We start from the raw sequence: 26,778 nt of genomic DNA, 5'->3' as shown, positions 1-26,778 counted from the left end.
GTCGGTGGAGTGTTCCCCAGAGCCGCACGGCTGGACGCCGGCGGAATGCTCCTGAGCCGCGCGGCTAGAAGTCGGCGGGGTGTTCCTTCACTGCCTCAGCCAGGTCCCGCTGGGCGTCGTCCCGGGTGAAGTCCGCACCCGCGGCGCGCTCCGACTCGTAACGGGCAGGGCCAAGGACCGTGATCGCGGCGGCCTCCGTGCGCTCGGCCGCCGTACGCTCCTGGGCGCGCCGGGGATGGCCGCCACGCCACCGCGTGCCTACGCCGAGCATGCGGGCCGCACGTGGATGGTCGCCCAGGTCGGAGAGAAGGCTCGCGGCGCAGTCGACGAGGGCGGCCAGCACCACATCGGCGCAACGCCCCGCCACCGCCGCCGGCAAAGCGTCGGACAGCTTCCGCAGCCCGTGCTCCGGGCCACTCCGGGCTGCCGTGATGACCGCCTCGACCCAGTCCAGCGCCGCCACGAACTGCGGCGGCGGGGTGCCACGGAGACTCTCCACACGTGCCTGCTCGTACATCTCGTGGGCGAAGGCGATGTCCCCGTCGTCCAGAGCCAACTGGGCACGCAGCATGTGGACGAACGCGCGGGCGTCCGGCACCCCGTACCGATCGGACGCGGCGCTCGCCTCGTCCAGAGCCTCCAGCGCCCGGGCCCGGTCGCCCACGCGGTAGGCGATCTCGGCCAGCCGCGCCGTGAGGAAGGGCGTCTCGGCGTACGCGCCCACCTCGAAGGAGAGCCGCAGCGCCTCCTCGTACTCCCTCTTCGCCTCTTCGAAGAGACTCCGTGCCATGGCCGCCTCGCCGGCCGCGCTGCACACCAGGGCCCGCATCCAGCGGTCGCCCACCCGGCGGCTGAGTACGCGCAGCTCGGCCAGGCCGTCGTCCACGTCGAGCATCCCGCCGGGCGCGTCGACGGCCAAGTGCGTACGGAACATCAGGATGAAGCCGACCTCCCACTCACCGCCGTACAGACGGCAGTTGGCGATCGCCGCGTCCATGGCGGGCCGCAGGTCCTCCGTGCTGCCCATGTAGTAGGCGGCCAGTGGCCAGATGATGCCCGGGAGAATGGCCGCCTCCGGGCCGCCCTTTTCGAAGACGGACCGCACCCGCGCGGTGTACTCCCGCATCGGCCCGTCCTCCTGACCGGCCAGCGGGTCGGTCTCCACCGTCATGAACAGGTACAGCATGCGCAGCCTCATCCGCATGGTGTACAGCGGGTGACGCTCCTCGTCGGAGGCGTGTGCGGGGGTCGCGAGGAAGGCCGCCACCGGGTCGACGCCGGCCAGATAGGCGAGAGGTGCGTCCTGGCCGCGGTCGGGAGAGTCGCCCGGACTGCCGCACCGGCCGGGGGCGGACGGAGCAGCGCCCTCGCCGGCCGCGCACAGCCGCAGTACCAGGTCCGTCCACTCCGCGCCCTCGCGGCGGAAGTTGCGCAGCCACCAGAACCAGCCCATGGCGAGGACGAGGGCGCCTGCCTCCTCCTCGTCACGGACGAGAACGGCGCGGTAGACGGCCGCCCGGATGTTGTCGAGCTCGGTCTCCAGGCGCCGGATCCATGGCAGTTGCTCGGCGGAGCGCAGCAGCGGCTCGGCCTTCTCGACCAGCGCGCGCACCCACGCGCGGTGGCGCCGCTCTGCCTCGGCACGCTGCTCGGGGGCTTCGGCGGCGCGCTCGGTGGCGTACTCATGGATCGTCTCCAGCATCCGATACCGCATGCCGCCGCCTTCGCCGCCTTCCCGGCCTTCCTCCCCGTCTCCTCCGTACGGCGTCGCGACGATCAGGGACTTGTCGACGAGCGCCCCTACGAGGTCGGCGGCGGGGCCGGTGCACACCGCCTCCGCGGCCGCCAGGTCCCAGCCGCCCGCGAAGACGGACGCCTCGCGCAGGACGGTCCGCTCCCGCTCGTCGAGCAGGTCCCAGGACCAGTCGACGACGGCGCGCAGGGTCTGCTGGCGGGGCAGCACCGTGCGGCTGCCGGAGGTGAGGAGCCGGAAGCGGTCGTCGAGCCGGTCGGCGATCTGCCGGGCCGTGAGCAGCCGCAGCCGAGCGGCGGCCAGCTCGATGGCCAGGGGCAGGCCGTCGAGCCGCCGGCAGATCTCGTCCACCGCCGCGGAGTCGTGGAACTCGGCGTCCGCGTCGGGACGGACGGCCGACGCCCGCTCCAGGAAGAGGCGGCGCGCGGGATCGGGCGGCAGGGGCTCGACCGGGCGCAGCAACTCGCCCGGCACGCCCAGGGGTTCACGACTGGTGGCGAGGATCGTGAGCCCGGGGCAGTGCGTTAGGAGGGTTTCGGCGAGTTCGGCGGCGGCGCCTATGACGTGTTCACAGTTGTCAAAGATCAGGAGCTGGCTGCGCGGGGCGCAGTACTCGACGAGCAGGGCGACCGGGTCGTCCTGCGGTCCCGCCATCTCGTTGGTGATCAGCACGGTTTCGCGCAGACCGAGGGCGCTGACCACGGCACCGGGAACCGCCTCCGGCCGGTCGAGCGGAGCCAGCTCGACCAGCCACGCCTGGGGAAGCCCGGCGGCGGCCTCCTCGGCGAGACGGGTCTTGCCCGAACCCCCCGGTCCGGTCAGAGTGACCAGTCGTGCCCTCTGCACATCCGAACGGATGGCGTCGATTTCGGGTTCCCGCCCCACGAATGAGTTCAGACGCGGACGAATGTTGCCGTTTCGGGCGAAGGGGGACAGAGCTCCGGGCGCCGTGCTCCGAGTCCCCGCGTCCTGAGCCGTCAGCCCCCGAGCCTGTGGATCGGCACCTCTGCCGTTCCCCGATCCCTCCCGGTCCCCCTCCAGCAACTCCGCGTGCAGGGCGCGGAGTTCGGGCCCGGGGTCGGTACCCAGCCCGTCCGTCAGGCGGCGCCGTGTCCTCTCGTACGCGGCCAGGGCGTCCGCGCCACGGCCGGCGTCGCGCAGGGCCCGGATGAGCAGGGCGTGCAGCGCTTCGTCGTACGGGTGAGCCTCCGTCAGTTCCTTCAGCTCCGGTACGACGTCATCGGCGCGGCCGAGTCGCAGGTCGGCCTCGATGCGGGTCCGGGTCGCCTCCGCGCGGAGGGCTTCCGGGCGGGTCGCGGCGGTGCGGTCGGGGAGGTCTGCGAGGGCGGGGCCCCGCCAGAGGGCGAGTGCGTCGCGCAGGTGGGTGGCGGCGGTCAGGGCGTCGTCATGTGCGAGGGCGGACTTGCCCTCCCCTACGAGGTGCTCGAAGACGAAGAGGTCCACCTCGTCCTTGGCGGCGCGCAGCCGGTAGCCGCCGGCCTCCGAGGTGACCGTGTCCTTCCCGATCGCTCTGCGGAGGCGGCCGACCAGGGCCTGCAGCGCGGCGGGGGCGTCCTGTGGGGGCTCCGCGGACCACACCTCGTCGATCAGGGTCTCCGGGGTGACCGTGCGGTCGGGGCGCTGGGCGAGGGCGGTGAGCAGCGCGCGTACCCGGGGGCCGCCCACCGCTACCCGGGCCCCCCGGTCGTCCTCCACCTGGGTGACCCCCAGAATCCCGTACCGCACCCACCCATTCTCCCCGCCCCCACCCCTCCACAGCACCGCCTTTCTCCGGCGAGCCCGGGGGCACCCCGCCGCGGGCGCCCAACCACAACCCTTTTTCGCCCCCTCCGCCCCTACCCATCCCGTACCTGGGGGCTCCGCCCCCAGACCCCCCCAACGCCCAAAGGGCTCGTCCTCAAACGCCGGACAGGCTGAAAATCCCTCCCCCGGCCGGAACTGGAGAGTTGAGCCCCTCGGGTGGGTGGGGGTTCGGGATGGCACTGCCTTGTCCTCAAGCGCGAGACAGACTGAAAATCTCTCGCCTGGCCGGGACGGGAGAGTTGAGCCCCTCGGGTGGGCAGGGGATCGGGACGGCACCACCCTTGTCCTCAAGCGCGAGACAGACTGAAAATCCCTCGCCTGGCCGGGACTGGAGAGTTGAGCCCCTCGGGTGGGCAGGGGATCGGGACGGCACCACCCTTGTCCTCAAGCGCGAGACGGGCTGAAATCCCTCGCCCGGGCCGGGGGAGGGAGAGTTGAACCCCCAGGGGTGGGTGCCTCGACATCAAGCGCCCCACAGTCTGGAGATCGCCGGTCGAGGCTGAAGACTGGCCCCGCCCTCAAACGCCCGACGAGACGAAGCCCGCCGCCCGAAGCCGAAAAGCAATGCTGCCGCCCCTCGCCCCCGGCAGCCGAACGACGGCGGAAGGGGGCGTGCCGGTACGTCCAAATGCCCGTCGCGTACGTCCGCGTCACCGGACCCCCACCCCACTGCCCGACGCCTGATCCGGCGGCGACGGGCGGGACGTACCGGCACGCCCCCGACCCACCCACCCGGACGCCCCACGCACCGGCAAACGCACCGGCACCGGCAGGCACACGCACCCGCACCCGCACACGCGCGAGACAGCTACCCCCGCCCCCCAGCCCCCGCCCCCAACGCCCGCCCCTGCGGCACAATCCCCGCAGGCACCGCCCGCTGCCGAGCAGGCGTCCCCGTCCAGCAGGTCCCCCGGCGGGCCAGCAGCCGCCGTAGCCACAACTCCAGGGAGACCAGATCCGCCAGGCCGTCCAAGGGCAGCGGCTCCCCCGAGGCGGCCGCGCGCAGGGCCTTGCGGACGACGCGTGCCTCCACCAGGCCGGCCTGCGCCAGCAGAGGCGTGTCGAAGAGCGCGATCAGGGAATCCGCGGCGACACGGAGTCCCGTGCGCGCGGCCGCCGCCGAGGACGCGTGGGACGGCGCGCCCCACCCGGCCGGCAGATCCCCCACGCCGGCCCCCTCCAGCACCGTACGAAGGATCGCGGCCCGGGCACCGGGCTGAACCCGCAGTGCTTCGGGCAGAGCGCGGCACGCCCGTACGACCTGGTTGTCGAGGAACGGCGCGTGCAGCCGCTGGAAGCGGATCTCGGCGGCCTGCTCCAGGACGCGCAGATCGGACGCGTGGCGTGCGAGGGCGGCACGCGCGCGGAAGTCGCCCGGCCGCTGCCCGGGACCGACACCTGGCCGGCCCGAGGCGACCTGTAGGCGAACCGATACTTCAGCTAGCGCCTCACCGGTGAGCCAGCGCGCGGCGGGCCCGGGTCTGGCCCAGGTGAGCGCCGCGAGCGAGGCCCCGACGGCACCGCCCGGCTCGTCGAACTGCCGCTGCATCAGGCGGTCGGCGAGAACGTCGACCCCGGTGCGGTACGGCGTACGGGCGAGCTTGCGTGCCGCGCCGTACACGCGCGCGGGGACCATGACGGACCCGTCCGCCTTGGTGAGCGCGGCGACGGGTTTCACCAGGTGACGGCGTTTGCGGTCCATCAGGAGGTCCGCGAGCCGGGCGGGGTGGGCGTCCATGACCTGCCGGGCGCCGTACCCGGTGAAGTGATCGGCGCTCCCGGAGGACAGCCGGGCCCGGTGCCGCGCGGCCGTCACCAGGGAGGGCCCCGGCTCGTCGGTGAGCGGCCCGTCCAGGTCGGCGTAAGGAAGTGTCTCCTCGCCCCCGGTGACCACCACATGGTGCAGCCGGGGATTCGCGGCGAGCGAGCCCGCCCGTTCCAGCTCGGATTCCCGTCCGCTGACGGCGAGGTCGTTGAAAGTGACCGCCAGGAGGCGTTCACCGGCGCCTGTGCCGTGCCCGAGGACGGTCCCGGGCGCCCCCGGAAGCCCTGCCGCGAGCAGTGCCAGCGTGCCCGAGGCGGGTCCTCCGGAGAGGTCGGCGCCGATCCCGGGGACGGGCATCCCGCGCGCGGCCCGCCGCTCGGCGGGCCCCATGCCGGGTACGGGCCCGGGGTCCACATCGGTGCCCGGCACATGCCGGGGCGCGGCGAGACGGGCGCGTACGGCCTCTACGAGAGCGTCACGTACGGCGTCCACCGCGCTGGTGGGATCGGCCGAGGGGGTGGCGACGGCGAGGGAGAGGGTCTGCTCGTAGCTTGCGATCTCGCGCGCCCCGGCGCGCAGGATCAGCGCGTGCCCCGGCGGAATGCGCCGTACGCCCTCGTACGGGGTCGAGTCGTGCACCGCGGCCGGTACGTCGGGGGCGGCGAGCAGCGCCGCGAGGTGCCCGAAGTCGAGGTTGGCCTCGATGAGGTCGGCCAGCGGCAGGGCGGCGGTCGCGTACGCCGTACCGCCTGCCCAGGGGGTGTAGAAGACGGGCCGCGCGCCCGCGAGGTCGCCCGCGACCATGAGGCGGCGGCCGACCTGGACGACGGCGGTGTAGCTGCCGGACCAGGCGGTGAGATGGCGAAGTGCCCCGCCGCGCGCGGCGAAGAGTCCCACCCGCAGTTCTTCGTCGGAGGCTCCGCAGATGCCGAGGACGGCCATCCGGTTCTGCTCGTCGGCCTTCACGACACGCACCTCGTCGGGACGCCAGTCGCCGACGGCCCAGAGCGGATCCGGGTCCCCCCAAAGGAGTTGGGAACCCACCGGGTGAACGGTCTCCCCGTCGCTTCCCGTGGCGCCCGCCGAGCCGATCTCAGGCGCTCTGGCGACGGTGCTGCTCCACCCCACCAACCATCGCATCGCCGCCTCCACAGGCTGTGGACAACCAGTGCACCGTACGAACTGGGCACCATGCTGCCACGAAGGAGGCACACGGGAGGGCACCTGGGGCGGCTTGCGCTCCCTGAAGTGCGCCCCCGTAGGGGTGTATTGAGCCCGTCAGGAACAGGTCGGCGGCGGGGCACCGAGGACATACCGGCACCGGATGACCGACGGACGAGCTACGGGCGACCGACGGATGAGCGACGGACGCGCGACGGACGAGCGCCGAATCGAGGACTGAATCGAGGACCGAGCGGCGACCGACCAGCGACCGACCTCCCACGGTCCGTCGCCGGCCCGGCGAGCAGCGCCGCGGCGGACCGGATAACCAACCACCACCGAATCTGCGACGTGAATGCGCCCCCGATACACTCCCCAAAAACACCCCGTGCGCCCTCAAGTCACGTGGTAGGAGCGCTAATTGCCCGCAAAGACCACCGTCGGTTTTCAGCCAAATCGGCTTCTGACGGTCAGGTCCGCACACGCTCCGTACAGGCCTTCCGCACCGCTCGGCCAACGCACAGTCCGGGAGGCGGAGTTCGCCTCCCGGACCGGTCCGCCGCCCGCGGGGATGTAGGCGGCGGTGTCCCCCAGCCCACTGGATCCAGTACAGCGGGCCGACCCACGCATCATCCATGGAAGCGCTCCCCCGGTGGCCGGAGAAGAGCGCACGGACGGGCGCACAGCCACACAACGGGAGCACGCCGCGACCGTCCGTACTGTCGTACGGACCACAATCCCGCCATCCGGAACTACGCCCCTTAACGCTTGGGATGCAGCGAACTACGCTGGGTTTACGAATGCCGCGTGGTTATGCCAGCGCGGCAGCCGTCTGTGTCGAGGGGTGGCGCATGTCCAGGGAGCAACGCGGGCCGAACGAAAAACTCGGCACCGTTCTCGCCCTCGCGGGAATCAGCAACGCAGGACTCGCGCGTCGCGTCAACGATCTTGGCGCTCAACGCGGGTTGACTCTTCGCTACGACAAGACGTCGGTGGCGCGCTGGGTGTCGAAGGGAATGGTGCCCCAAGGTGCCGCGCCGCACCTCATCGCGGCCGCGATCGGCCAGAAACTCGGCCGCCCCGTGCCGCTCCACGAGATCGGCCTGGCGGACGCGGATCCCGCGCCGGAGGTGGGTCTCGCGTTCCCCCGTGACGTCGCGCAGGCGGTGCGGTCGGCGACCGAGCTGTACCGCCTCGACCTCGCCGGGCGCCGGGCCGGCGGCGGCGGGATCTGGCAGTCGCTCGCCGGATCCTTCGCAGTGAGCGCTTACGCAACTCCCGCTTCGCGGTGGCTGATAACCCCGGCCGACAGCTCGGTGGCGCGCGAGGTGACCCCCGGTGAGGGCACCGGAGCACCGCAGAAAGTCGGCCACAGCGATGTGCTGAAGCTGCGCGAGGCGGCCGAGGACGCCAGGCGCTGGGACTCCAAATACGGTGGCGGTGACTGGCGTTCGTCCATGGTGCCCGAGTGCCTGCGGGTCGAGGCGGCGCCGCTGCTGCTCGGCTCGTACTCCGACGAGGTCGGCAGGGCACTGTTCGGGGCGAGTGCCGAACTGACCCGCCTCGCCGGGTGGATGGCCTTCGACACCGGCCAGCAGGAAGCCGCCCAGCGCTACTACATCCAGGCCCTGCGGCTGGCCCGGGCGGCCGCCGACGTACCCCTCGGTGGCTACGTACTGGCCTCCATGTCCCTCCAGGCGACCTACCGCGGCTTCGGCGACGAGGGTGTCGACCTCGCCCAGGCCGCCCTGGAGCGCAACCGCGGCCTGGCCACCGCCCGCAACATGAGCTTCTTCCGGCTCGTCGAGGCACGGGCGCACGCGCGCGCCGGTGACGCCCATGCGGCCGGCGCGGCGCTGCGGGCCGCCGAGGGCTGGCTGGAGCGGGCCCGGGACGGCGACAACGACCCTTCCTGGCTCGGCTTCTACTCGTACGACCGTTTCGCCGCCGACGCCGCCGAGTGCTACCGCGACCTGAAGGCACCGCGCCAGGTGCGCCGCTTCACCGAGCAGGCGCTGTCCCAGCCGACCGAGGAGTTCGTACGCTCCCACGGTCTGCGTCTGGTGGTGTCGGCGGTCGCCGAGCTCGAATCGGGCAACCTGGACGCGGCCTGCGAGCAGGGCGTCCGCGCGGTCGAGGTCGCCGGGCGCATCTCCTCCGCGCGCACCACCGAGTACGTGAAGGACCTCCTGCACCGGCTGGAGCCGTACGGCGACGAACCGCGCGTGGTGGAGCTGCGGGAGCGGGCACGGCCGTTGCTCATGGCACCGGCCTAGGGAACGGGTTCCTTCCCGTCTGCCTGGTTTCGGCGTCTTGGGGCTGCCGGTCACCTGTGGCTCGTCGCGCAGTTCCCCGTGCCCCTGGGCGCCCCTGCGGGGCGTCCGGGACGCTCCCCCTGGTTTGAGGGCGTTGTCAGTGGCGCAGTGCACTCTTGAAGCCGGGAGGTGGAGCAGGTGCGGATCGGGTACGACTGCGATGTGCTGGTGATCGGCGGCGGGATCGTCGGGCTGTCGACGGCGTATGCGATCACGCGCGCGGCGCCGGGCACGCGGGTCACCGTGCTGGAGAAGGAACTCGCCCCTGCCCGCCACCAGACGGGCCGCAACAGCGGGGTGATCCACAGCGGCATCTACTACCGCCCGGGCTCCCTGAAGGCGCGGTATGCGGTGCGGGGCGCCGCCGAGATGGTCAAGTTCTGCTCGGAGTACGACATCGCGCACGCCGTCACCGGCAAGCTGATCGTCGCCACCGAGAAGGCCGAGCTGCCCCGCCTGCACGGACTGGTCCAGCGCGGCCGGGAGAACGGCATTCCGGTCCGGGAACTGGGCCCCGCCCAGATAGCGGAGTACGAGCCGGAGGTGCGCGGGCTCGCCGCCATCCATGTCGGCACGACCGGGGTCTGCGACTTCGCCGCGGTGGCCCGGCAGCTCGCGGAGTCCTCCGGGGCGGAGATCCGGTACGGGGCGGATGTCGTCCGCATCGACCGGCGCTCCGGGCTCGGCGCCGCCGTCCTCACGGCCGACGGGACGGTCGTCCGCGGGCGCGTACTGGTCAACTGCGCGGGGCTGCACTGCGACGAGATCGCCCGGCTGGCGGGCGACGACCCCGGAATGCGGATCGTGCCCTTCCGCGGCGAGTACTACACCCTGGCGCGGCCCGAGCTCGTCCACGGACTCGTGTATCCCGTGCCCGACCCGGCGTTCCCCTTCCTCGGGGTGCATCTCACCCGCGGGATCGACGGAGGCGTGCACATCGGGCCCAACGCGGTACCCGCGCTCGCCCGGGAGGGGTACGGATGGGGTGTCGTACGTCCGCTCGAGCTGGGCGCGACGCTGGCGTGGCCCGGGGCCTGGCGGATAGCGCGGCGGCACTGGCGGTACGGGGTGGGGGAGCTGCGGCGGTCGGTGTCCAAGCGGGCGTTCACGGGAGCCGTGCGGCGCCTGTTGCCCGCGGTGACGGCGGACGACCTGGTGCCCGCCCGTGCCGGGGTCCGGGCGCAGGCGGTGCTCCGGGACGGGACCCTGGTGGACGACTTCCTCATCCGGGAAGGGCCGCGGACGGTGCATGTGCTGAACGCGCCTTCGCCCGCGGCGACTGCTTCGCTGCCGATCGGGCGGGAGGTTGCGCGGCGGGCGCTGGGGGCGCTGGCGGGGGGTTGAGGGGAGTTTTTTCGCCCCCTCCGCCCCTGCCCGTCCCTTACTTCCTGGGGGCTGCCGCCCCCAGACCCCCGCTGTCGCGCTGAACGCGCTCGTCCTCAAACGCCGGACGGGCTGAAAGATCTCCAGCACCGCCCCCGTAAAATGAACCCCACTGTGTCTGAGCCCAACGCCTCCCCCCAAGCCCCCCGCCCCAAGGGCGAGCCCCGATTCCCCGACGGGCCGATGCCCGATCCCGCCGGGTCGCACTTCGAGCGGCGGATCCGGAGTTTTCAGCCGCGGCGGAGCCGGGTGACGGTCGGGCAGGCGGACGCGTTGCAGCGGTTGTGGCCCAAGTGGGGCCTGGATATCGACGGGCAGCGAACGCTGGACCTCGCGGAGCTGTTCGGCGGCGAGGTCCCCGTCGTACTCGAGATCGGGTTCGGGATGGGCGAGGCCACCGCGCAGATGGCGGCCGAGGACCCGGAAACCGGAATCCTGGCGGTCGACGTCCACACCCCCGGTCAGGGCAACCTGCTCAATCTCGCGGACCGGAACGGGCTGTCCAACATCCGGGTGGCCAACGGCGACGCGATCATCCTGCTCAGGGAGATGCTCACGCCGGACTCCCTGAGCGGCCTGCGCGTGTACTTCCCCGACCCCTGGCCCAAGAAGCGGCACCTCAAGCGGCGGCTGATCCAGCCGGAGTTCCTCAGCCTCGCCGCGACCCGCCTCCGGCCGGGCGCCGTCGTCCACTGCGCGACCGACTGGGAGCCGTACGCCGAACAGATGCTCGAAGTGCTGAGCGCGCACCCCGACTTCGAGAACACCCGGCCCGACGGCGGTTACACGCCACGTCCGGACTTCCGGCCGCTGACCCGTTTCGAGGGCCAGGGACTGGACAAGGGTCATGTGGTGAACGACCTGCTGTTCCGGCGCGTACAGCACCGGGACCAGCAATCCGTCGGCGACTGATTCCCTGAGACGGCACCGGCCACCACACCGGACACCACGCACCGTCGCGGGGAGCGCCCCTCCCTCGTTAGGGTCGATGCCGTGGCCACCAGCCCTCCCTACCCGACACACCCCACCGGCGCCGCCGACGACGCACCGCGGCGGCCTGCGCACTGGTGGCGGAGAAGGTGGGTGCGCTACGGCGTGCTGGTCACCCTGCTCGCGATATCCGGGCTGGTGATCCTTGCCCTCGTCCGCCAGCAGACCGGCACCGAGGGCTTCCTGGTCGGCCTCGGCCTCGCCGTGCTCCCCGTTCCGCTTCTCATCGCCGTGTTCCGCTGGCTGGACCGCGTCGACCCGGGCCCCTGGCGGAACCTGCTCTTCGCCTTCGCCTGGGGCGCCTGCGCGGCCGCGCTCATAGCGATCGTCGCCAACAGTTTCGCGACGAGATGGATAGCGACGGCCACCGCCGACCCGACCAACGCCGACACCCTCGGCGCGACCGTCATAGCGCCCATCGTGGAGGAGTCCGCGAAGGCGGCGGCCGTACTGCTGGTCTTCCTCTTCCGCAGGCGGGACTTCACCGGGATCGTCGACGGGGTCGTCATAGCCGGGGTCACCGCCACCGGCTTCGCCTTCACCGAGAACATCCTCTACCTCGGCACCGCCTTCGGCACCGACCAGCTCAACGGCGACAGCGGGCTCATGTCGGTCACCGCCGCCACCTTCTTCGTCCGCGTGGTGATGTCGCCCTTCGCGCACCCGCTGTTCACGATCCTGACCGGCATCGGCTTCGGGATCGCGGCCCTGTCCGCCGAACGCCACCACGTACGCCGCGTCCTGATGCCTCTGGCCGGGCTCCTGCTCGCCATGGGTATGCACGCCATGTGGAACGGCTCGTCGAGCTTCGGGGAGTTCGGTTTCTTCGCGGTGTACGCCACGTTCATGGTGCCCGCGTTCGCCCTGCTGACCGGGCTGATCATCTGGACCCGGCAGCGGGAACTGCGCACCGTGCGTGCGGAACTGCCCGCGTACGCCGCCGCCGGCTGGCTGTCCGCGCCCGAGCCGTACGCGCTCGGCTCGATGCAGGCGCGCCGGATCGCCCGCAAGTACGCCGCCCGCCACCTCGGCAAGCCCGCCGCCCGTTCCGTCGCCGAGTACGAGGCGTACGCGACCTCGCTGGCGTTCCTGCGGCACCGGGCACGCGACGGCCGCGCGGGCGCCGACTTCGTCGCACGGGAGCGGGAGTTGCTCCACGAGCTGTGGCGCCGCCGCGAGGCCGCCCGCCCGGCCCTGGCGTACGCGGCCCGGGCGGCGGCTCAGCTTCCGGTGGTCCCGCCACCGCCCTGGCCCACGTACGGGTCCGCGCACAGCGAGCCCTACTGGCAGCCCTACGGGACCGCGACGCCGTACCCCGCGTACAACCCGTACCGCTCGTAGGACGTACGGCAGGGGTTACGCCGACGCCTCCGTCAGCCTGCCCAGTTCCGTGTCCGTGAGGACGAGGTCCGCCACTCCCAGCAGCGCCGGAAGCTGTTCCACGTTCCGTGCGGAGGCGATCGGCGCCGCGACCGTCGGCTGGGCGGCGAGCCAGGCCAGGGCGACGGTGGCGACCGGCACGTCGTGGGCCTGGGCAGCCTCGTCGAGGGCGGCAAGGACGCGCAGGCCCCGCTCGGTCTCCAGGTGCTTGGCCGCGCCCGCCGCACGCGGCGAGTCGACCTTCGTACCCGGGCGGTACTTGCCGGTGAGGAAGCCGGACGCGAGGCCGAAGTACGGGACGGCCGCCAGGCCCGAGCGGGAGGCGATGTCGCGCAGCGGGCCCTCGTAGGTGTCGCGCGAGACCAGGTTGTACTCGGGCTGGAGGGCGACGTAGCGGGCGAGGCCCTCTCGGTCGGAGAAGTCCAGGGACTCCTGGAGCCGCTCGGGTGAGATGTTGGAGGCCGCGATGTTGAGCACCTTGCCGGCCTTCACCAGCTCGTCGAGCGCGCCGATGATCTCCTCGACCGGCACCTCGGGCTTGTCGAAGTGCGTGAAGTAGAGGTCGATGTAGTCGGTGTCCAGACGGCGCAGAGAAGCATCCGCCGCAGCCTTGATGTTGTCGCCGGACAGCCCCTGGTACTCGGGGTGCTGGCTGACCTTGGTGGCGATCACGATGTCGGAGCGGTTGCCGCGCGCCTTGACCCACTTGCCGATGATGGTCTCGGACTCACCGCCCTTGTGCCCCTCGATCCACGCCGAGTACGAGTCGGCGGTGTCGAGGAAGTTGCCGCCTGCGGCCGCGTACGCGTCGAGCACGGCGAAGGACTCGGCCTCGTCGGCGGTCCAGCCCCACACGTTGCCGCCGAGGGCCAGCGGGAAGACCTCGAGGCCGGACGAACCGAGCTTGCGAAGAGTAGTCGTCATGTCAGGATCCAACGTCCCGAGCGAATGACTGTATTCCACATGTATCAGACCGGCAGCCCTGACGTCGGGGGGATGATGTCAGGGCTGCCGGGGATCAGGGGATTACGGAACTACGCACCCGTGAGGAAACGTGCAGGTCAGGGGTTGAGCCCCTTGCTCTGCAGCCACGCCATCGGGTCGATCCCGGTCGCCGCGCCGTCCGGGTGGACCTCCAGGTGCAGATGCGCCCCGGTGACATTGCCCGTCGCGCCCACGCGCCCGATGACATCACCGGTGGCGACCTTCTGCCCCACGCTGACGCTGATCGACGACTGGTGGCAGAACCACAGCTCGGTGCCGTCGTCGAGGGTGAGGATCGTGCGGTAGCCGTACGACCCGGCCCAGCCGGCCTCCGTGACGGTGCCGCTGTGGACCGCCTTGATCAGGGTGCCCGTGGGAGCGGCGAAGTCGAGGCCGGTGTGGTAGCCGGAGGACCACAGTGCGCCGGCCTGACCGAAGGTCGAGGTGATCGTGTACGAGGAGGTCGGCAGCGTGTAGCTCTTGGCGAGCTCGGCGAGGCGCTCGGCCTCCGCCTTGGCCGCGGCCTCCTCCTCCGCCTTCTTCTTCGCGGCGGCTTCCTTGGCCTCGGCCGCCTTCTGCTCCTCGGCGGCGGCGTCGGAGGCCTTCTTCACGGCGGCGGCCTGGGCGGCCTGCTGGGCCGCGGTGTCGGCCTGGTCCTTCTGGACCTCGGCCTGCTGCATGATGCGCGAACGCAGGACCTCGCCCGCGTCGGTCGCGCCCTGCTCGGTGTCGGCGATCGTCAGACCGGCACTGGTGAGCGGGGTGGTGGAGCCCTTGGCCTCGTCGGCGGAGCTGTCGTCCGTGAGGATCGAGCCGACGGACGGCAGGTCGGGCACGGAGATCGACACCGGCGGCTTGCCGGGCGCCGCGGTGGCCATGCCACCGGCGCCGACGGCGGCTATGACACCGACGCCCAGAACGGTGGAGCTGCGAGCGAGTCCGCCGCCTCCGCGCTGCTTGGAGACGCGGTGCCGGCCGCGGATGGGACGGAGGGATTCCTCGGTGGGATTCCACTCCTCCCGGGGGCCCTCGTCGTCCATGCCGTAACCGAAGGTGTGCGTTTGGCTCGGCGGGTACGAGGGTGCCTGGGCAGGCGGGTTCGACGCCACGTGGGCGTGCTCCTTTCCTTCCTTCTCGCCTACCGGGTTAGCTGACGGGTTCGGAGCAGGAAGGTCTCCTACGCGCGTCAACCGCTGGTGTTCCCACCGCGGTAGACGCTCGATTCACCCCAAGTTGGTGGTTCCCCGGTTCCCTTGCGGGATTCGGCGCGTGCGCACGGAGCCGACTCTTGTGACGGCTGGGACTACCGCGCTGCGTTATCGAACGTTAATAGACGCGGGCACCGGATTCCAAGCCGTTCTGACTGATCATTAACGCTTCTGGCCAGGACTTTCAGGTCATCACCGCCGTAAAACGGGCGAGTTGACCACCACTTGTCGGTCACAGGTTTTCTGACGATGCGTCAGATGTTATGCGGAGGGACGCCATTCGATCACCCCTGGTAACAACGTGAACGAGGGCGTTCACGGACGTCGTACGGCAAGCAGCGCCATGTCGTCCGTGGTGCCGCCGCCGGAGTGCCGGCGGACCTCCTCGGCGAGGGTGGTCAGCAGTGCCTCGGGCCCGGGGAAGGTCCGTCCGGCGAGGCTCACCGCGGGATCGTAGAAGCGCCCGCGTTCGTCGCGGGCCTCGGACAGCCCGTCCGTGTGGAGGAGCAGCATGGCCCCGCGCGGGAACTCCGTCTCCTGCGCGCGGTCGGGCCACATGCCCAACTCGCCCATTCCCAGGGGCAGTGCGGGATCCTCGGCGTCGAGCGAGACGAGCGTGCCGTCCGCGTGCAGGAGCAGCGGCGGGGGATGGCCACGGTTGACGATCCGTACGACCTCCTCGCCGTGCGGGATCTCCGCCAGTACCGCCGTGGTGAACCCCTCGAAGGCGTCGAGGCTCTCGCGCCGGGTGCCCTCGCGCGCCAGAGCCCGCTCCAGGCGCCCCGCGACCGCCTCCAGCGTCGTCTCCTGCTCGGCCGCCTCCCGGAACGCCCCGATCACGACGGCGACGGCGGCCACCGCGCCCATGCCCTTGCCGCGTACGTCGCCCACGACCAGGCGTACGCCGTACGGGGAGTCCTGCACCGCGTACAGGTCACCGCCGATGAACGCGTCCTCCTGCGCCGCCTCGTACCGCGCCGCGACGTCGAGCCCGTCGATCCGCTCCTCGGGCTGCGGCAGTACGGCGCGCTGGGCGGCCTCGGCGATCTCACGGACGGAGGCGAGCCGGGCGTTGCCGCGCCGGACGACGACGTTGATGAGGGCGGCCAGGACGGCGGCCGTCGCCACCGTGACCACTTCGGTGACCGCCTCGGCCTGCAGCGCCACTCCGAGCTTCATCTGAACCGCGACGGCCCCCACGGCGGCCATGGCCCCGGTCAGTACGGTGCCGCGCAGCGAGTAGAGGGGCGCCGCCACCAGCGCGGCGGCGGTGAAGAGGGGGGCGCCGGTGAAGTCCCTCGGCGTGAAGTACTCATAGAGAATCCCGGCGACGATGAGCAGGGCGGGAAGCACCCGGACGAACCTCTGGGTGTACGAGGTCCTCGGCCCGTCCGTTCCCGCCGCCCCGGGCAGCGCTACGTCCCCCACCCCCAGCCCGGGATCGGGCACGGGGTCCCCCGGCAACCGCCCACCGGACCGGTCGTACGACGGGTCGTACGACGCACGCGGGTCGTCCGGGTCGTCCGGATCCCCCGCCCGCTGCTCACCTGCTTGCTGCCCCACCCGTCCAGATTTCCCGGAGCGGGGCCGGAGGGCGACCGGTGTGGGCCGACCGAGGGACGCCCGCGCATACCCGGAAACACCAAGGGCCGGAACTCGTGAATCCGAGTTCCGGCCCTTGGCCTTCAGTAGCGGGGACAGGATTTGAACCTGCGACCTCTGGGTTATGAGCCCAGCGAGCTACCGAGCTGCTCCACCCCGCGTCGTTGAACCCAACTGTACGCCATTCGCGGGGCCTGCTGCACCAGCGTTGCCGCCACCCCCCTCAGGCGGCCGGATTCCCGGCGTGCGTGAGGGTCTCCCAGGACACGAAGAGATCGTCGGTGCCGGCCGGCCGCGTCTGCTCGGCCAGCCGGTGGGCGGCCGGGACGTGTACGTCGAGCCGGTCCTCCAGGTGGTTGAGCGCGACCTCCAGGTCGGGCCCCATGTTCCGGTCGATCCGCCCGCCGCACAGCCACGCGGGCGCCGCCTCCCCCATCTGGTACCTGGAGTGGAAGTCGAGCGCCGCCTTCAGCCGGTCCTTGACGCCGCGGTAGAGGTCGACGCCCTGGTGCCAGGCGGTCTCGGCGATGTGCGCGGTGGCGGCGAGCGAGTACCCGACGTGCTTGAAGTTGCGGCAGGTCTCCTGCGAGACCCCGTCCGTGTACCGCTGCTGCCCGAACCAGTACGTGGTCAGCTTCTGCGGGGTGTCGACGGTGCTGCCGACGGGCGTCAGCGGCACCTTCCCGTCCTTCGCGAGGTAGAAGTACGCGGGCACGCGCTGCCGGAACCGCTCGACGGCCTCGTCGAAGGCCTTGTGGTCATCGAGAAACACGGCGATACCCATCGCGGCATCGGTCATGACGAGATCCCAGTTCCCGTTGAAGTCCGGGACCTTCCTGCTGACTTCGGGGAGGTAGGCGGTCCGCAGCATGCCCTGGAACCGCGCCACGCCCGTCTCGGGCCACTTCGCCCCCGTGTGCCGCACGATCTCCGCGGCCCGCGCCCAGGTGGACCCGGCCCACGCGGTCTGCAGGCCGGCGTTCCCCGCCGTGTGCCTGCGCACCTTCGCCGACCAGGCGTCCATGATCTGAACCGCCTTGTCGGCGTGCTCCTGCTTGCCCGTGATGCTCCACAGCAAGGCCTGCGTGTACGCCGCGATCGCGTCCTCACGCTCCTCGACGCAGCCGTGCCCCGCCCGCGTGCCCGGCGGACACTCGACGGTGGCGTACGGCTTCGCCTGGTACTTGTACGACCCGTACTTGCTGTCCCGCATGTCCAGGAACGCCCGCAGCCACGGCTGCTCCCCTGCGTCCACGTGCTTGCGTACGGCGGTCAGCTGGTCCTTGCTCACGAGCACTCCGGGGTGCTCGAACGCCGCGTCCTTGGCCCGCGCCCGCACCGTCCGCCCCTGCGACGACATCCCGCACGACGCCACCAGCCCCACCAACAACGGCACCAACACCACCGCCGTCACCCGCCGCCCCACTGACCCCATCGCCACTCCTACCTCCGTGTCGGCTCAGAAGCAGCCTGACGGGTGGGGGGAGGGAGCGCAGGATCTCTTAGCCCGGGCGGGAGATCTTTAGCCTGTTCGGCGTTTCACGACGAGGCCGCGCCGTCCCCCACCAACCCGCGGGGTGAGGTTCCAGCCCGTCCGGCGCTTAAGGACGAGACGGTCCCGTCCCGACCCCCCACCCACCCACCCACGGGGGCGAGGTTTCAGCCCGCCCGGCGTTCGAGGACGAGACGGTCCCGTCCCGACCCCCGCCCACCCACGGGGGCAAGGTTTCAGCCCGCCCGGCGTTCGAGGACGAGACGGTGCCGTCCCAACCCCCCACCCACCCACGGGGGCAAGGTTTCAGCCCGCCCGGCGTTCGAGGACGAGACGGTCCCATCCCGACCCCCCACCCACCCACGGGGGCGAGGTTTCAGCCCGTCCGGCGTTTGAGGACGAGGCCGTTCAGGCCGAAGCGGGGGTCTGGGGGCGGCAGCCCCCAGAAACAAGGGACGGGCAGGGGCGGAGGGGGCGAAAAACTCCCCCCCCCCCCCCCGCCGCGAGCTCCCCCTACCCCACCAGATGCCGATTCGGCGCCACCGCAAGCTCCTCGTACTCCGGAAGCACGACGACCGAGGCCCCCGCCGCCACCAGAACCCCCTTCCCATCAGCCCCCGCCACGAACGTGTCCGGCTCCCGCCAAGCAGTGACAACCCGCCGCACCCCGGCATCAACGATCAACCGCGCACAGGGCACCGCCCGAGACGCCCGCCGAGCACACGGCTCAAGACTGCTGTACACCGTGGCGGACGACAGCCGCGGATCGGCAGGATCGACCTTGGCAAGCGCGGCCTCCTCGGCGTGCACGACAGGATCGCCCCCCTCCCGGGAGTACCCGCGCGCCAGCTCGGTCCCGTCCGCGGCCACCACAACCGCCCCCACACTGAACGCACTCTCCGACGCCGGACACAACGCAGCCAGCTCGCAGGCAACCCCCAGCCAGCGCCGGTCGGCGGCGGAGGCGAGCCCACCGGCTCCGGGCGCGGTGGGGACGTACCGGATGAGCACGACGTCCCCGACGGCCCGCGTCTCCACCATCCGCAGCCGCCCGGGGGGATACGGGCCTGGCCCGAAGAGCCGGGGCGCGTCCGTCTCCCCGACGAACAGCGGGGCGACGGCGAGCTGGATCTCGTCCGCGAGCCCCTCCCGTACCAACTGCGTGTGCACCCGGCCGCCCCCCTCGACCATGAGGCGCCGCACACCTCGTACGTCATGAAGGTGTTCGAGGACGGCCCGCCAGTCCAGTTCGGGGCCGACCGGGACGACGTCGGTGTCCAGCCCCAGCCCCAGTCCGCGCAGCCGCTCGGCGCCCTTGTCGGTCGTGTAGACGATCTTCTCGCCGCCGGTGTGCCAGAACCGCGCGGCGGGATCGAGATCACCGGACGCGCTGACCGTGACCTTCAGCGGGTACTCGGAGCGCCCCGCGGCGACCCGCGCCGCCCGCCGCTCGGCCGAGTTGACCAGCAGCCGGGGGTTGTCCGTGCGGAGGGTGCCGGCGCCGACCAGGATCGCGTCGCTGGAGGCCCGTACCTCGTCGACGCGGTCGAAGTCGGCCGCACCGGAGAGGAGCAGCCGTTCGGGACCGTTGTCGTCGAGGAACCCGTCGAGGGAGACGGCGGCGGACAGCAGGACGTAGGGGTGGGGCATGGGGCGCACACTCCAGCTCACGAAGCTCGATACGACTGACTCGGTACGACTGACTCGATACGACTCAATGGTGGCCCGTGGCCTGTGATCTGCCCGGCCGGTGGTGGTTCTGGTGGTTCAACTTTTAAACAATACCTACACTGGTGGTATGACGACCCGCTGGCTCTCCCCCGCAGAACAGCGCGCCTGGCGCTCGTACATCTCCGCGACCTCCCTCGTCGGCGACGCGATCGACCGCGGGCTGCAGGCGCAGGCGGGTATGCCGCACCTCTACTACTCCATCCTCGCCATGCTCTCGGAGGCACCGGACCGGCGGCTGCGGATGACCGAGCTCGCGGAGATCCTGAAGATCACCCGCAGCCGTCTGACGTACGCCGTGACCCGGCTGGAGAACGACGGCACGGTACGCCGTGAGGGCTGCCCCAGCGACAGGCGCGGCCATGTCGCCGTACTCACGGACGAGGGCATGGCGGTCCTGGAGCGGGCGGCGCCGGGGCATGTGGAGACCGTACGGAGCGCGCTCTTCGACCAGTTGACCGCCGAGGAGGTCGGGCAGCTGGAGGAGATCTGCCGGAAGGTCACGCGGGCGATCGAGGGCGAGAATGCCAGGGCTTCCGGGGAAGATCTGCCGTGGCGGCGGCGTTCATCCACACCATGAGGCACGAGCCGCATGAGGCGTAGGATCGCGAAACCCATTGCTTGAACTTTAAAGCACCATGTACTGTGCGTCTCCAACGATGTGCTTCAAATCTTAAGCACCAAGCTGTGAGCACTACGCCTCTGAGCACTGAGCCGATGCACGACCCCGCTGGACCGGACCGGAGAGACAACATGCGCGACTACCCCACCGCCACGGTGCGCACCCGAGTCACCGTGCCCCTGCGTTTCGGCGACGGCTACACGGTCGACGGCGAGCTGGTCACCTTCCACGGCCTCACCGACGGCCTGGAACACCTGGCCGTCGTCCTGGGCGAACCCGGGGCGAACCCGCTGGTCCGGCTGCACTCCGAGTGCCTGACCGGCGACGTCTTCGGCTCGGCCCGCTGCGACTGCGGCCCGCAGCTGCGCGAGGCGGTGGAACGGATCGCGGACCGCGGCGGCGTCCTGCTCTACCTCCGCCAGGAGGGCCGCGGCATAGGCCTCTACAACAAGCTCGACGCGTACGCCCTCCAGGACCAGGGCCTCGACACCTACGCCGCGAACGCCGCGCTCGGGCTCCCCGAGGACGGCCGCGACTACACCGCCGCCGCCCAGATGCTCCAGGCCCTCGGCATCAACTCCCTGGACCTGCTCTCCAACAACCCCGACAAGGCCGACCAGCTCCGCGACCTGGGCGTCACGGTCACCCACCGCGTCCCCACAGGTGTCTTCACCACCGCCCACAACGTCCGCTACCTCCGAGCGAAGGTCCTCCAGACCCAGCACACGCTTCCGCTGCCGGAGCTGACGGCGGGCTGACAGTCCAGCCGTCTCCGGCTCCTGACCGGGAACGCGCAGAGGAGCCCGTCGTCGTGGGGGTACCGACGGGCTCCTCGGTCTTCGGTTCTACCGGTTCACCGGGCGCTCCGGTTCACCGGGCGCTCCGGCTCACACTGTGGTGCCGGCGAAGGTCCGGCCGAGTGCGCGTACGGTCCACCCCGCCGCCTGCCAGCGCTCCGCCGGCAACGCGTTGCGGCCGTCGAGGATCCGTGGGCTGCGCACCGTCGCGGCCAGCGCCTCGGGGTCGAGGTCGCGGTACTCCTGCCATTCGGTGAGATGGAGGATCAGGTCGGCCTGTTCGCACGCCTTGTCGATGTCGAGGGCGTAGTCCAGGGTCGGGAACACGGCGCGGGCGTTGTCGATCGCGGCGGGATCGTGGACGCGGACCCGGCCGCCCTGCAGCTGGATCGCGGCGGCGACGTTGAGCGCGGGGGAGTCCCGTACGTCGTCGCTGTCGGGCTTGAAGGCCGCGCCGAGCACCGCGATGTTGCGGCCGAGGAAGGAGCCGCCGACGAGTTCGCGGGCCAGGTCTACGGTACGCAGCCGTCGCCGCATGTTGATCTCGTCGACCTCCTTGAGGAAGGCCATCGAGTCCTGTACGCCGAGTTCTGTCGCGCGGGCGAGGAAGGCGCGAATGTCCTTCGGCAGGCAGCCGCCTCCGAAGCCCAGGCCCGCGGACAGGAAGCGCGGGCCGATGCGGGCGTCGTAACCGATGGCCTTGGCGACGGTGGTGACATCGCCGCCGGCTGCGTCGCAGACGTCCGCGATGGCGTTGATGAAGGAGATCTTGGTGGCGAGGAAGGCGTTGGCGGACACCTTGACGAGCTCGGCCGTGGCGAGGTCGGTGGAGATCCACGGTGTGCTGTCGCTGTCGAGTATCGGGGCGTAGACAGCGCGGAGCAGGTCCTCGTCGGCCGGGGAGGTGACGCCGACGACCAGCCGGTCGGGGTGCAGGGTGTCCTGGACCGCGAAGCCCTCGCGGAGGAACTCGGGGTTCCAGGCCAGCGTGGCGGCCGTCCCGACCGGGGCGAGGGTCCGGATCCGCTCGGTGACGTATGCCGCGGTGCCGACGGGGACGGTGGACTTCCCTACGACCAGCGTGTCGCGGTGCAGATGCGGGGCGAGGCCATCGACGACGGCGTCGATGTAGCGCATGTCGGCGGCGTTGGACCCGGGCTTCTGCGGGGTGCCGACGCAGATGAAGTGGACGTCACCGAACTCGGCGGCCTCGGTGAGCGAGGTGGAGAAGCGCAGCCTGCCGGCTTCGACGTTGCGGGCAAGTATCTCGTCCAGACCCGGTTCGTGGAACGGGGTCCGGCCGGCGGCCAGTGCTTCGATCTTGGCGGTGTCGACATCGACACCGAGGACGTCATGACCGATCTCGGCCATGCAGGCGGCGTGGACGGCACCGAGATACCCGGTGCCGATGACGGTGAGACGCATGTGGGGGGCCTCCTCGTAATGCGGATCAGACGGTGGGGGAACCGCTGGAGTAGCCGTTGGGGTGGAGCTGCTGGAAACGCCAGGCATCGGCGCACATGGCGGTGAGGTCGCGGGTGGTCCGCCAGCCCCAGGCGCGCTCGACGCGGCCGGGGTCGGCGATGAGGGTGGGCACGTCACCGGCGCGGCGTGCCTGGATGCGGTACGGGACGGGGGCGCCGACGGCCCTCGTGAACTCGGCCAGGAGCTCCAGGACCGATGCGCCGGTCCCGGTACCGAGGTTGAACACCCGCAGACCCTGCTCGTCGTCGAGGTGGTCGAGGGCGACACGGTGGCCGTCGGCGACATCGGAGACGTGGATGTAGTCGCGTACTCCGGTGCCGTCGGGGGTGGGGTAGTCGTCGCCGAAGACGGGCAGTTCGGTGAGGCGCCCGACGGCGACCTGGGCCATGTAGGGCAGCACGTTGTTCGGTATGCCGGTCGGGTCCTCGCCGATCTCCCCGCTCGGGTGGGCGCCGATCGGGTTGAAGTAGCGCAGGGCGATCACCGACAGCTCGGGGTACCTCGCGCACGTATCGGCGAGCAGTTGTTCACACAGGTACTTGGTCCGCGCATACGGGTTGGCGGGGGCGGCGGGGTCGTCCTCGTCCAGCGGGACCTTCGGGGTCTCGCCGTAGATCGAGCAGGACGAGGAGAACACCAGTCGGTGCACTCCGTGCTGGACCATGGCCCGGAGCAGGGTGACGGTGCCGCTGACGTTGATGTCGTAGTACTCCAGCGGGATACGGGTCGATTCGCCCACGGCCTTCTTGGCGGCGAAGTGGATGACCGAGTCGATCTCGTGGGCGGTGAACACGGCGTCCAGCGCCGCGCCGTCGCGCAGATCGGCCTGGTGGAACACCAGAGGCCGGCCTGCCAGCTTCTGCACCGCGTCCAGGGCCGGGGGCGAGCTGTTGGAGAAGTCATCGACGACGATGACCTCGTGGCCGTGCTGGAGGAGCTCCACACAGGTGTGGCTGCCGATGAAGCCGGCGCCACCGGTGACAAGGACGGTCTGGGGCACAGGGGTTCTCCCTTTCGTCGGGCGCGGCTACCAGCCGAGGAACGCGCTGGCGTAGGCGGGGTAGCGGGCGATGGCGATGGTGACGGGCACGGCCGCGAGCGCGCCCGCCACCAGCGGGACCGCCACGGTGCTGCGCACCGCGGTGCGCAGCCGGACTCCGGCGGCGCGGGCGGCCTCCCCGGCGTGCAGCAGCGGAACGAGGAGTCCCACGACCGTGTACGTCGTCGATCCCAGCAGGCACAGGAAGACGTAGCCGGCCGCGTGTGTCCAGGTCTCCGCGTAGAGGGCGGCGGCTGCCAGCAGCACGTTCGTCGTCAGGTAGGGGAGCGTCAGCCGCAGGGGGAGAGGTTCCAGGCCGAGGGCGGACTTGGGAGTGACCTTGAAGGTGATCTGCCGGGGCCTGATCCGCTGGATGACCGCCGCTGTCACTCCCCAGGCGATCAGTGGCCAGCGCGTCAGGCAGTAGAGGTTGTTCTCCCAGCTGATGACGGGAGCGCGCCGGGGACGCAGCAGTCCTCGGCGCCGCAGCAGAAGTGCCAGCGCGAGCACCCAGGCCGAGATCGACCACCAGCGCAGCAGGAACTCGACGTAGTTGACGTGAATCCATGGGGTGCCGGTGACCGCGGCGACGGGCGCCAGAGCCATACCGGCCACCGTGGTCGTCGCCAGCAGCACGTAGTACGACAGGGCGTACAGGAATCGCAGCCGCAGTTTCCACGGCAGCCTGGGCAGATGCCGGGGAACGAGGTCGAGCAGGACGGTGGTCAGGCTGCGTGACCACTGGAACTCCTGGACCAGCATGGCCGAGAAGGTCAGCGGACCGTCCCCGTGCGCTTCGGCGTCGATGGCGAAGGCACCTTGCCAGCCCGCGGAGTTGAGCAGAAAGCTGGTCGAGAAGTCCTCTGCCAGCTCCGGGCCGATGCCGCCGATGGAACGCAGTGCCTGGGTACGCACCGCGTAGTGCGAGCCGATGCACGCCGGCGCCAGCCCCGCGCTGTGTCCGAGCTGCGACGGGCCGTGGAACGTCGCCTCCCGGTGCAGCCGGCCGCGCGCCGCCCAGGACAGCTCGGCGTTGGAGTCGCACACGCTCGGTGCGGCGACGTAGCCGATCGCCTCGTCGGCGAAGGGCCGGACCATCTCGGCGAGGTAGCCGGGCTCGGGGACGTGGTCGCAGTCGAGCTGCGCCACCACGTCGTAGTCCCAGTAGCCGATCTGGTCGTAGAAGTAGGCGAGGTTGCCTTCCTTGCACCGGGTCCTGCGGGGCCAGGTGGTCCGGTGGTAGTCCGGCACCTCGAAGCGGGTCACCACGCCGACGTTGTTGTCGTCGCACCAGACACGTATCTCGTCGGTCGGCGACTCGTCGCACAGCCACACGTCGAAGGGGTGGGGGTAGCGCTGGTCGAGCATCGCCCGGAGGGTGGTCCTGGCGACGTCCCACGGTTCGGACGGCGCCCGCGTCACGACGAAGGCCACGCGCAGTTGCGGGATGCCGATCGAAGGGTCCACCCGCTTGAGCCGGTTGACACCGACCATGAAGTAGACGGGCATCACGGACAGGTAGAGCAGCACCGTGCCGTTGATCGCGAGACCCGGCCAGCCGACCCGGTGCGACGGCTGGAGCAGCCAGGCCCAGAACAGCCCCAGGCAGGTCAGCCAGCCGGCGGTCAGCACGGCGACCACGATCCGGTCGGCACGGCCCAGCACCGGTACGAACGTATCGCTGAGAAGCCGGCGGGACCGGGCGGAGGAACGGTCGAACACCGGGCCGCTCGGCGGGATTCCGACGACGTGGCCGTCGGAGAGTGTGAGCACGGCCTCGGCCAGCTGTGTGCCGTCCAGTGCGGGGGCGACGAGGGTGCCGCCGGCGCGGACCGCGGGGAGGAGGGAGGACGCCGTGGAGGCGGAGGTGGAGGAATCGGAACTGGAACCGGAAGTGGAAGGGGACGGTCCGGCGCCTGGACGCAGAACGCTCATCTGCTGGACTCCGAGGATGTCGCTCCCGCCGGCCGCAAGGGGGGCGGCGGCCGGCGGGGAAGAAAGGGACGTGAGATGACGGAAGGGCCTCAGGCGGCCTGGACGACGCCGACCGTGCCCTGCGCGGGAACCACCGCGCCGTCGAGTTGCCCTCCCGCGATCGCCTCGCGAGCGGCCTCGACCTCCTCGGGCCGGCCCTGGAAGTACTGCACGGTGCGGCGGAGCCCGTCCTCGTCGGAGACGACCGGCTCCCAGCCCAGTACCTGCTGCGCCCGGGTGATCAGGGGACGGCGGCGGGCGGGGTCGTCGACCGGCAGCGGGTGGTACTCGATGGTGCTCTCGGCCTTGGTCAACCGCAGTACCAGCTCGGCGAGTTCGCCCACCGTGCGCTCATGCGGATTGCCCAGGTTGACGGGGCCCGGGTCGGTGGAGTCGATCATCGCGACGATGCCACGGATGAGATCGTCGACGTAGCAGAAGCTGCGGGTCTGCGAGCCGTCGCCGTAGATCGTGAGCGGATCACCGTTCAGCGCCTGGGAGATGAAGCTGGTCACCACCCGGCCGTCGTGCGGGCGCATCCGGGGGCCGTAGGTGTTGAAGATCCGGACGATCCCGGTGTTGGCCTGGGCGGTTCGCCGGTGCGCGCTGGTCAGCGCCTCCGCGAAGCGCTTCGCCTCGTCGTAGATGCTGCGTGGACCGATGGGGTTCACGTGTCCCCAGTAGTCCTCGGTCTGCGGGTGGACCTGCGGGTCGCCGTAGACCTCACTCGTGGAGGCCAGCACGAAGCGTGCTTCGCTGCGTTGGGCCAGCGCCAGTGCATTGTCGGTGCCGCGACTGCCGACCGCCAGCGTCTCCAGGGGCATGCGGTGGTAGTCGGGCGGGGAGGCGGGGCTCGCAAGGTGGGCCACGGCGTCCACAGGAACCGTAACCGGTATTTCCTCGGACACATCGGCCAAGATGAATTCGAATTCATCATGGCTCAGCAGGTGTTCGATGTTTTCGCGCCGACCAGTTGACAGATTGTCGACGCAGATGACCGAATCGCCGCGATTGATCAGGGCATCGCACAAATGCGACCCCAGGAATCCGGCGCCTCCGGTGACGACGATACGCACGATTCTCCTCGAAATGTGGGGGGAGTGAGGTGTGAGGGCGAGGGCGATTTCCCACGGCAAAGGAAGCATCTGTGCGGGGTGAGAGTTCCGGAGCAGTAATGGAAATACCCGTCGTGCTCAGTAACTATCGCACTCCAAGGAGTTAGTGGTCTAGGCCTTTTTAGGTGTGATCGTCGTCACATTAACCCCCCGACTCGGCA

At 71.0% G+C, this 26,778-nt stretch carries 17 protein-coding genes, 1 tRNA gene and 1 riboswitch; of the genes, 6 read left to right on the top strand and 12 right to left on the bottom strand.

Annotation, left to right across the window (positions count from 1 at the left end):
* Positions 1 to 64 precede the first annotated feature (64 nt).
* Both ACFVKT_RS14180 and ACFVKT_RS14175 read right to left on the bottom strand, forming a co-directional pair.
* Positions 65 to 3,499 carry a BTAD domain-containing putative transcriptional regulator gene (locus ACFVKT_RS14180; RefSeq protein WP_385731025.1) on the bottom strand — a complete coding sequence of 1,145 codons (3,435 nt, stop codon included), beginning with the start codon at positions 3,497 to 3,499 and terminating at the stop codon, positions 65 to 67.
* A gap of 886 nt (positions 3,500 to 4,385) precedes the next feature.
* A complete protein-coding gene (locus tag ACFVKT_RS14175; RefSeq protein ID WP_385731023.1) occupies positions 4,386 to 6,482 on the bottom strand; it encodes an asparagine synthase-related protein in 2,097 nt (698 codons plus the stop codon).
* 872 nt (positions 6,483 to 7,354) lie between these two features.
* On the opposite strand from ACFVKT_RS14175, the gene ACFVKT_RS14170 reads away from it, so the two are divergent.
* The 4 genes from ACFVKT_RS14170 (at position 7,355) to ACFVKT_RS14155 (ending at position 12,532) form a co-directional block, all read left to right on the top strand.
* Entirely contained in the window at positions 7,355 to 8,779 is a 1,425-nt protein-coding gene (locus ACFVKT_RS14170; protein ID WP_385731021.1) for an MFS transporter, read from the top strand.
* Positions 8,780 to 8,956: 177 nt separating this feature from the next.
* The gene (lhgO, locus tag ACFVKT_RS14165) at positions 8,957 to 10,162 is read left to right on the top strand and encodes an L-2-hydroxyglutarate oxidase (RefSeq protein WP_385731019.1); all 1,206 of its coding nucleotides are present in this window, start codon (positions 8,957 to 8,959) and stop codon (positions 10,160 to 10,162) included.
* A gap of 141 nt (positions 10,163 to 10,303) precedes the next feature.
* Positions 10,304 to 11,113, top strand: coding sequence for a tRNA (guanosine(46)-N7)-methyltransferase TrmB (gene trmB / locus ACFVKT_RS14160; protein WP_385731017.1), 810 nt, complete (start codon positions 10,304 to 10,306; stop codon positions 11,111 to 11,113).
* 81 nt (positions 11,114 to 11,194) lie between these two features.
* A complete protein-coding gene (locus tag ACFVKT_RS14155; RefSeq protein WP_385731015.1) occupies positions 11,195 to 12,532 on the top strand; it encodes a PrsW family intramembrane metalloprotease in 1,338 nt (445 codons plus the stop codon).
* Between the two features lie 15 nt (positions 12,533 to 12,547).
* Here ACFVKT_RS14155 and ACFVKT_RS14150 read toward each other — a convergent pair whose 3' ends face one another.
* From ACFVKT_RS14150 to ACFVKT_RS14125, 6 genes are all read right to left on the bottom strand, one after another.
* Positions 12,548 to 13,495, bottom strand: coding sequence for an aldo/keto reductase (locus tag ACFVKT_RS14150; protein ID WP_385731013.1), 948 nt, complete (start codon positions 13,493 to 13,495; stop codon positions 12,548 to 12,550).
* A 137-nt stretch (positions 13,496 to 13,632) separates the two neighbouring features.
* Positions 13,633 to 14,664: a M23 family metallopeptidase gene (locus ACFVKT_RS14145; protein ID WP_385731011.1), complete on the bottom strand. Its 1,032-nt coding sequence runs from the start codon at positions 14,662 to 14,664 to the stop codon at positions 13,633 to 13,635.
* An 11-nt stretch (positions 14,665 to 14,675) separates the two neighbouring features.
* Positions 14,676 to 14,833: riboswitch (cyclic di-AMP (ydaO/yuaA leader) on the bottom strand.
* A 245-nt stretch (positions 14,834 to 15,078) separates the two neighbouring features.
* Entirely contained in the window at positions 15,079 to 16,212 is a 1,134-nt protein-coding gene (locus ACFVKT_RS14140; protein WP_385731115.1) for a PP2C family protein-serine/threonine phosphatase, read from the bottom strand.
* Between the two features lie 240 nt (positions 16,213 to 16,452).
* Positions 16,453 to 16,526, bottom strand: a tRNA-Met gene (locus ACFVKT_RS14135).
* A 62-nt stretch (positions 16,527 to 16,588) separates the two neighbouring features.
* Positions 16,589 to 17,800 carry an alginate lyase family protein gene (locus ACFVKT_RS14130; RefSeq protein WP_385731009.1) on the bottom strand — a complete coding sequence of 404 codons (1,212 nt, stop codon included), beginning with the start codon at positions 17,798 to 17,800 and terminating at the stop codon, positions 16,589 to 16,591.
* 570 nt (positions 17,801 to 18,370) lie between these two features.
* A complete protein-coding gene (locus ACFVKT_RS14125; protein WP_385731007.1) occupies positions 18,371 to 19,507 on the bottom strand; it encodes a dihydrofolate reductase family protein in 1,137 nt (378 codons plus the stop codon).
* Positions 19,508 to 19,655: 148 nt separating this feature from the next.
* Between ACFVKT_RS14125 and ACFVKT_RS14120 the strand changes: the two genes are divergently transcribed.
* Positions 19,656 to 20,165: a MarR family winged helix-turn-helix transcriptional regulator gene (locus tag ACFVKT_RS14120; RefSeq protein WP_385731005.1), complete on the top strand. Its 510-nt coding sequence runs from the start codon at positions 19,656 to 19,658 to the stop codon at positions 20,163 to 20,165.
* A 173-nt stretch (positions 20,166 to 20,338) separates the two neighbouring features.
* Positions 20,339 to 20,965, top strand: coding sequence for a GTP cyclohydrolase II (gene ribA / locus ACFVKT_RS14115; protein WP_385731003.1), 627 nt, complete (start codon positions 20,339 to 20,341; stop codon positions 20,963 to 20,965).
* Positions 20,966 to 21,094: 129 nt separating this feature from the next.
* Here the strand turns inward: ribA and ACFVKT_RS14110 are convergent, their stop codons facing one another.
* From ACFVKT_RS14110 to ACFVKT_RS14095, 4 genes are all read right to left on the bottom strand, one after another.
* Complete coding sequence (locus ACFVKT_RS14110) at positions 21,095 to 22,429, bottom strand: UDP-glucose dehydrogenase family protein (protein ID WP_385731001.1); 1,335 nt, start codon at positions 22,427 to 22,429, stop codon at positions 21,095 to 21,097.
* A 25-nt stretch (positions 22,430 to 22,454) separates the two neighbouring features.
* Positions 22,455 to 23,489: a UDP-glucose 4-epimerase GalE gene (galE, locus tag ACFVKT_RS14105; RefSeq protein ID WP_385730999.1), complete on the bottom strand. Its 1,035-nt coding sequence runs from the start codon at positions 23,487 to 23,489 to the stop codon at positions 22,455 to 22,457.
* Positions 23,490 to 23,516: 27 nt separating this feature from the next.
* The gene (locus tag ACFVKT_RS14100) at positions 23,517 to 25,463 is read right to left on the bottom strand and encodes a glycosyltransferase family 2 protein (RefSeq protein ID WP_385730997.1); all 1,947 of its coding nucleotides are present in this window, start codon (positions 25,461 to 25,463) and stop codon (positions 23,517 to 23,519) included.
* Positions 25,464 to 25,552: 89 nt separating this feature from the next.
* On the bottom strand, positions 25,553 to 26,578 hold the full coding sequence (locus ACFVKT_RS14095; protein WP_385730995.1) for a UDP-glucuronic acid decarboxylase family protein: 1,026 nt from the start codon (positions 26,576 to 26,578) through the stop codon (positions 25,553 to 25,555).
* Positions 26,579 to 26,778 lie beyond the last annotated feature (200 nt).

The organism is Streptomyces sp. NPDC127595 (assembly GCF_042671685.1).
In the GTDB taxonomy this organism is placed as follows: Bacteria; Actinomycetota; Actinomycetes; order Streptomycetales; family Streptomycetaceae; genus Streptomyces.
The sequence above is the reverse complement of the archived record's forward strand: the minus strand, read 5'-3'. Positions and strand labels throughout refer to the sequence as shown.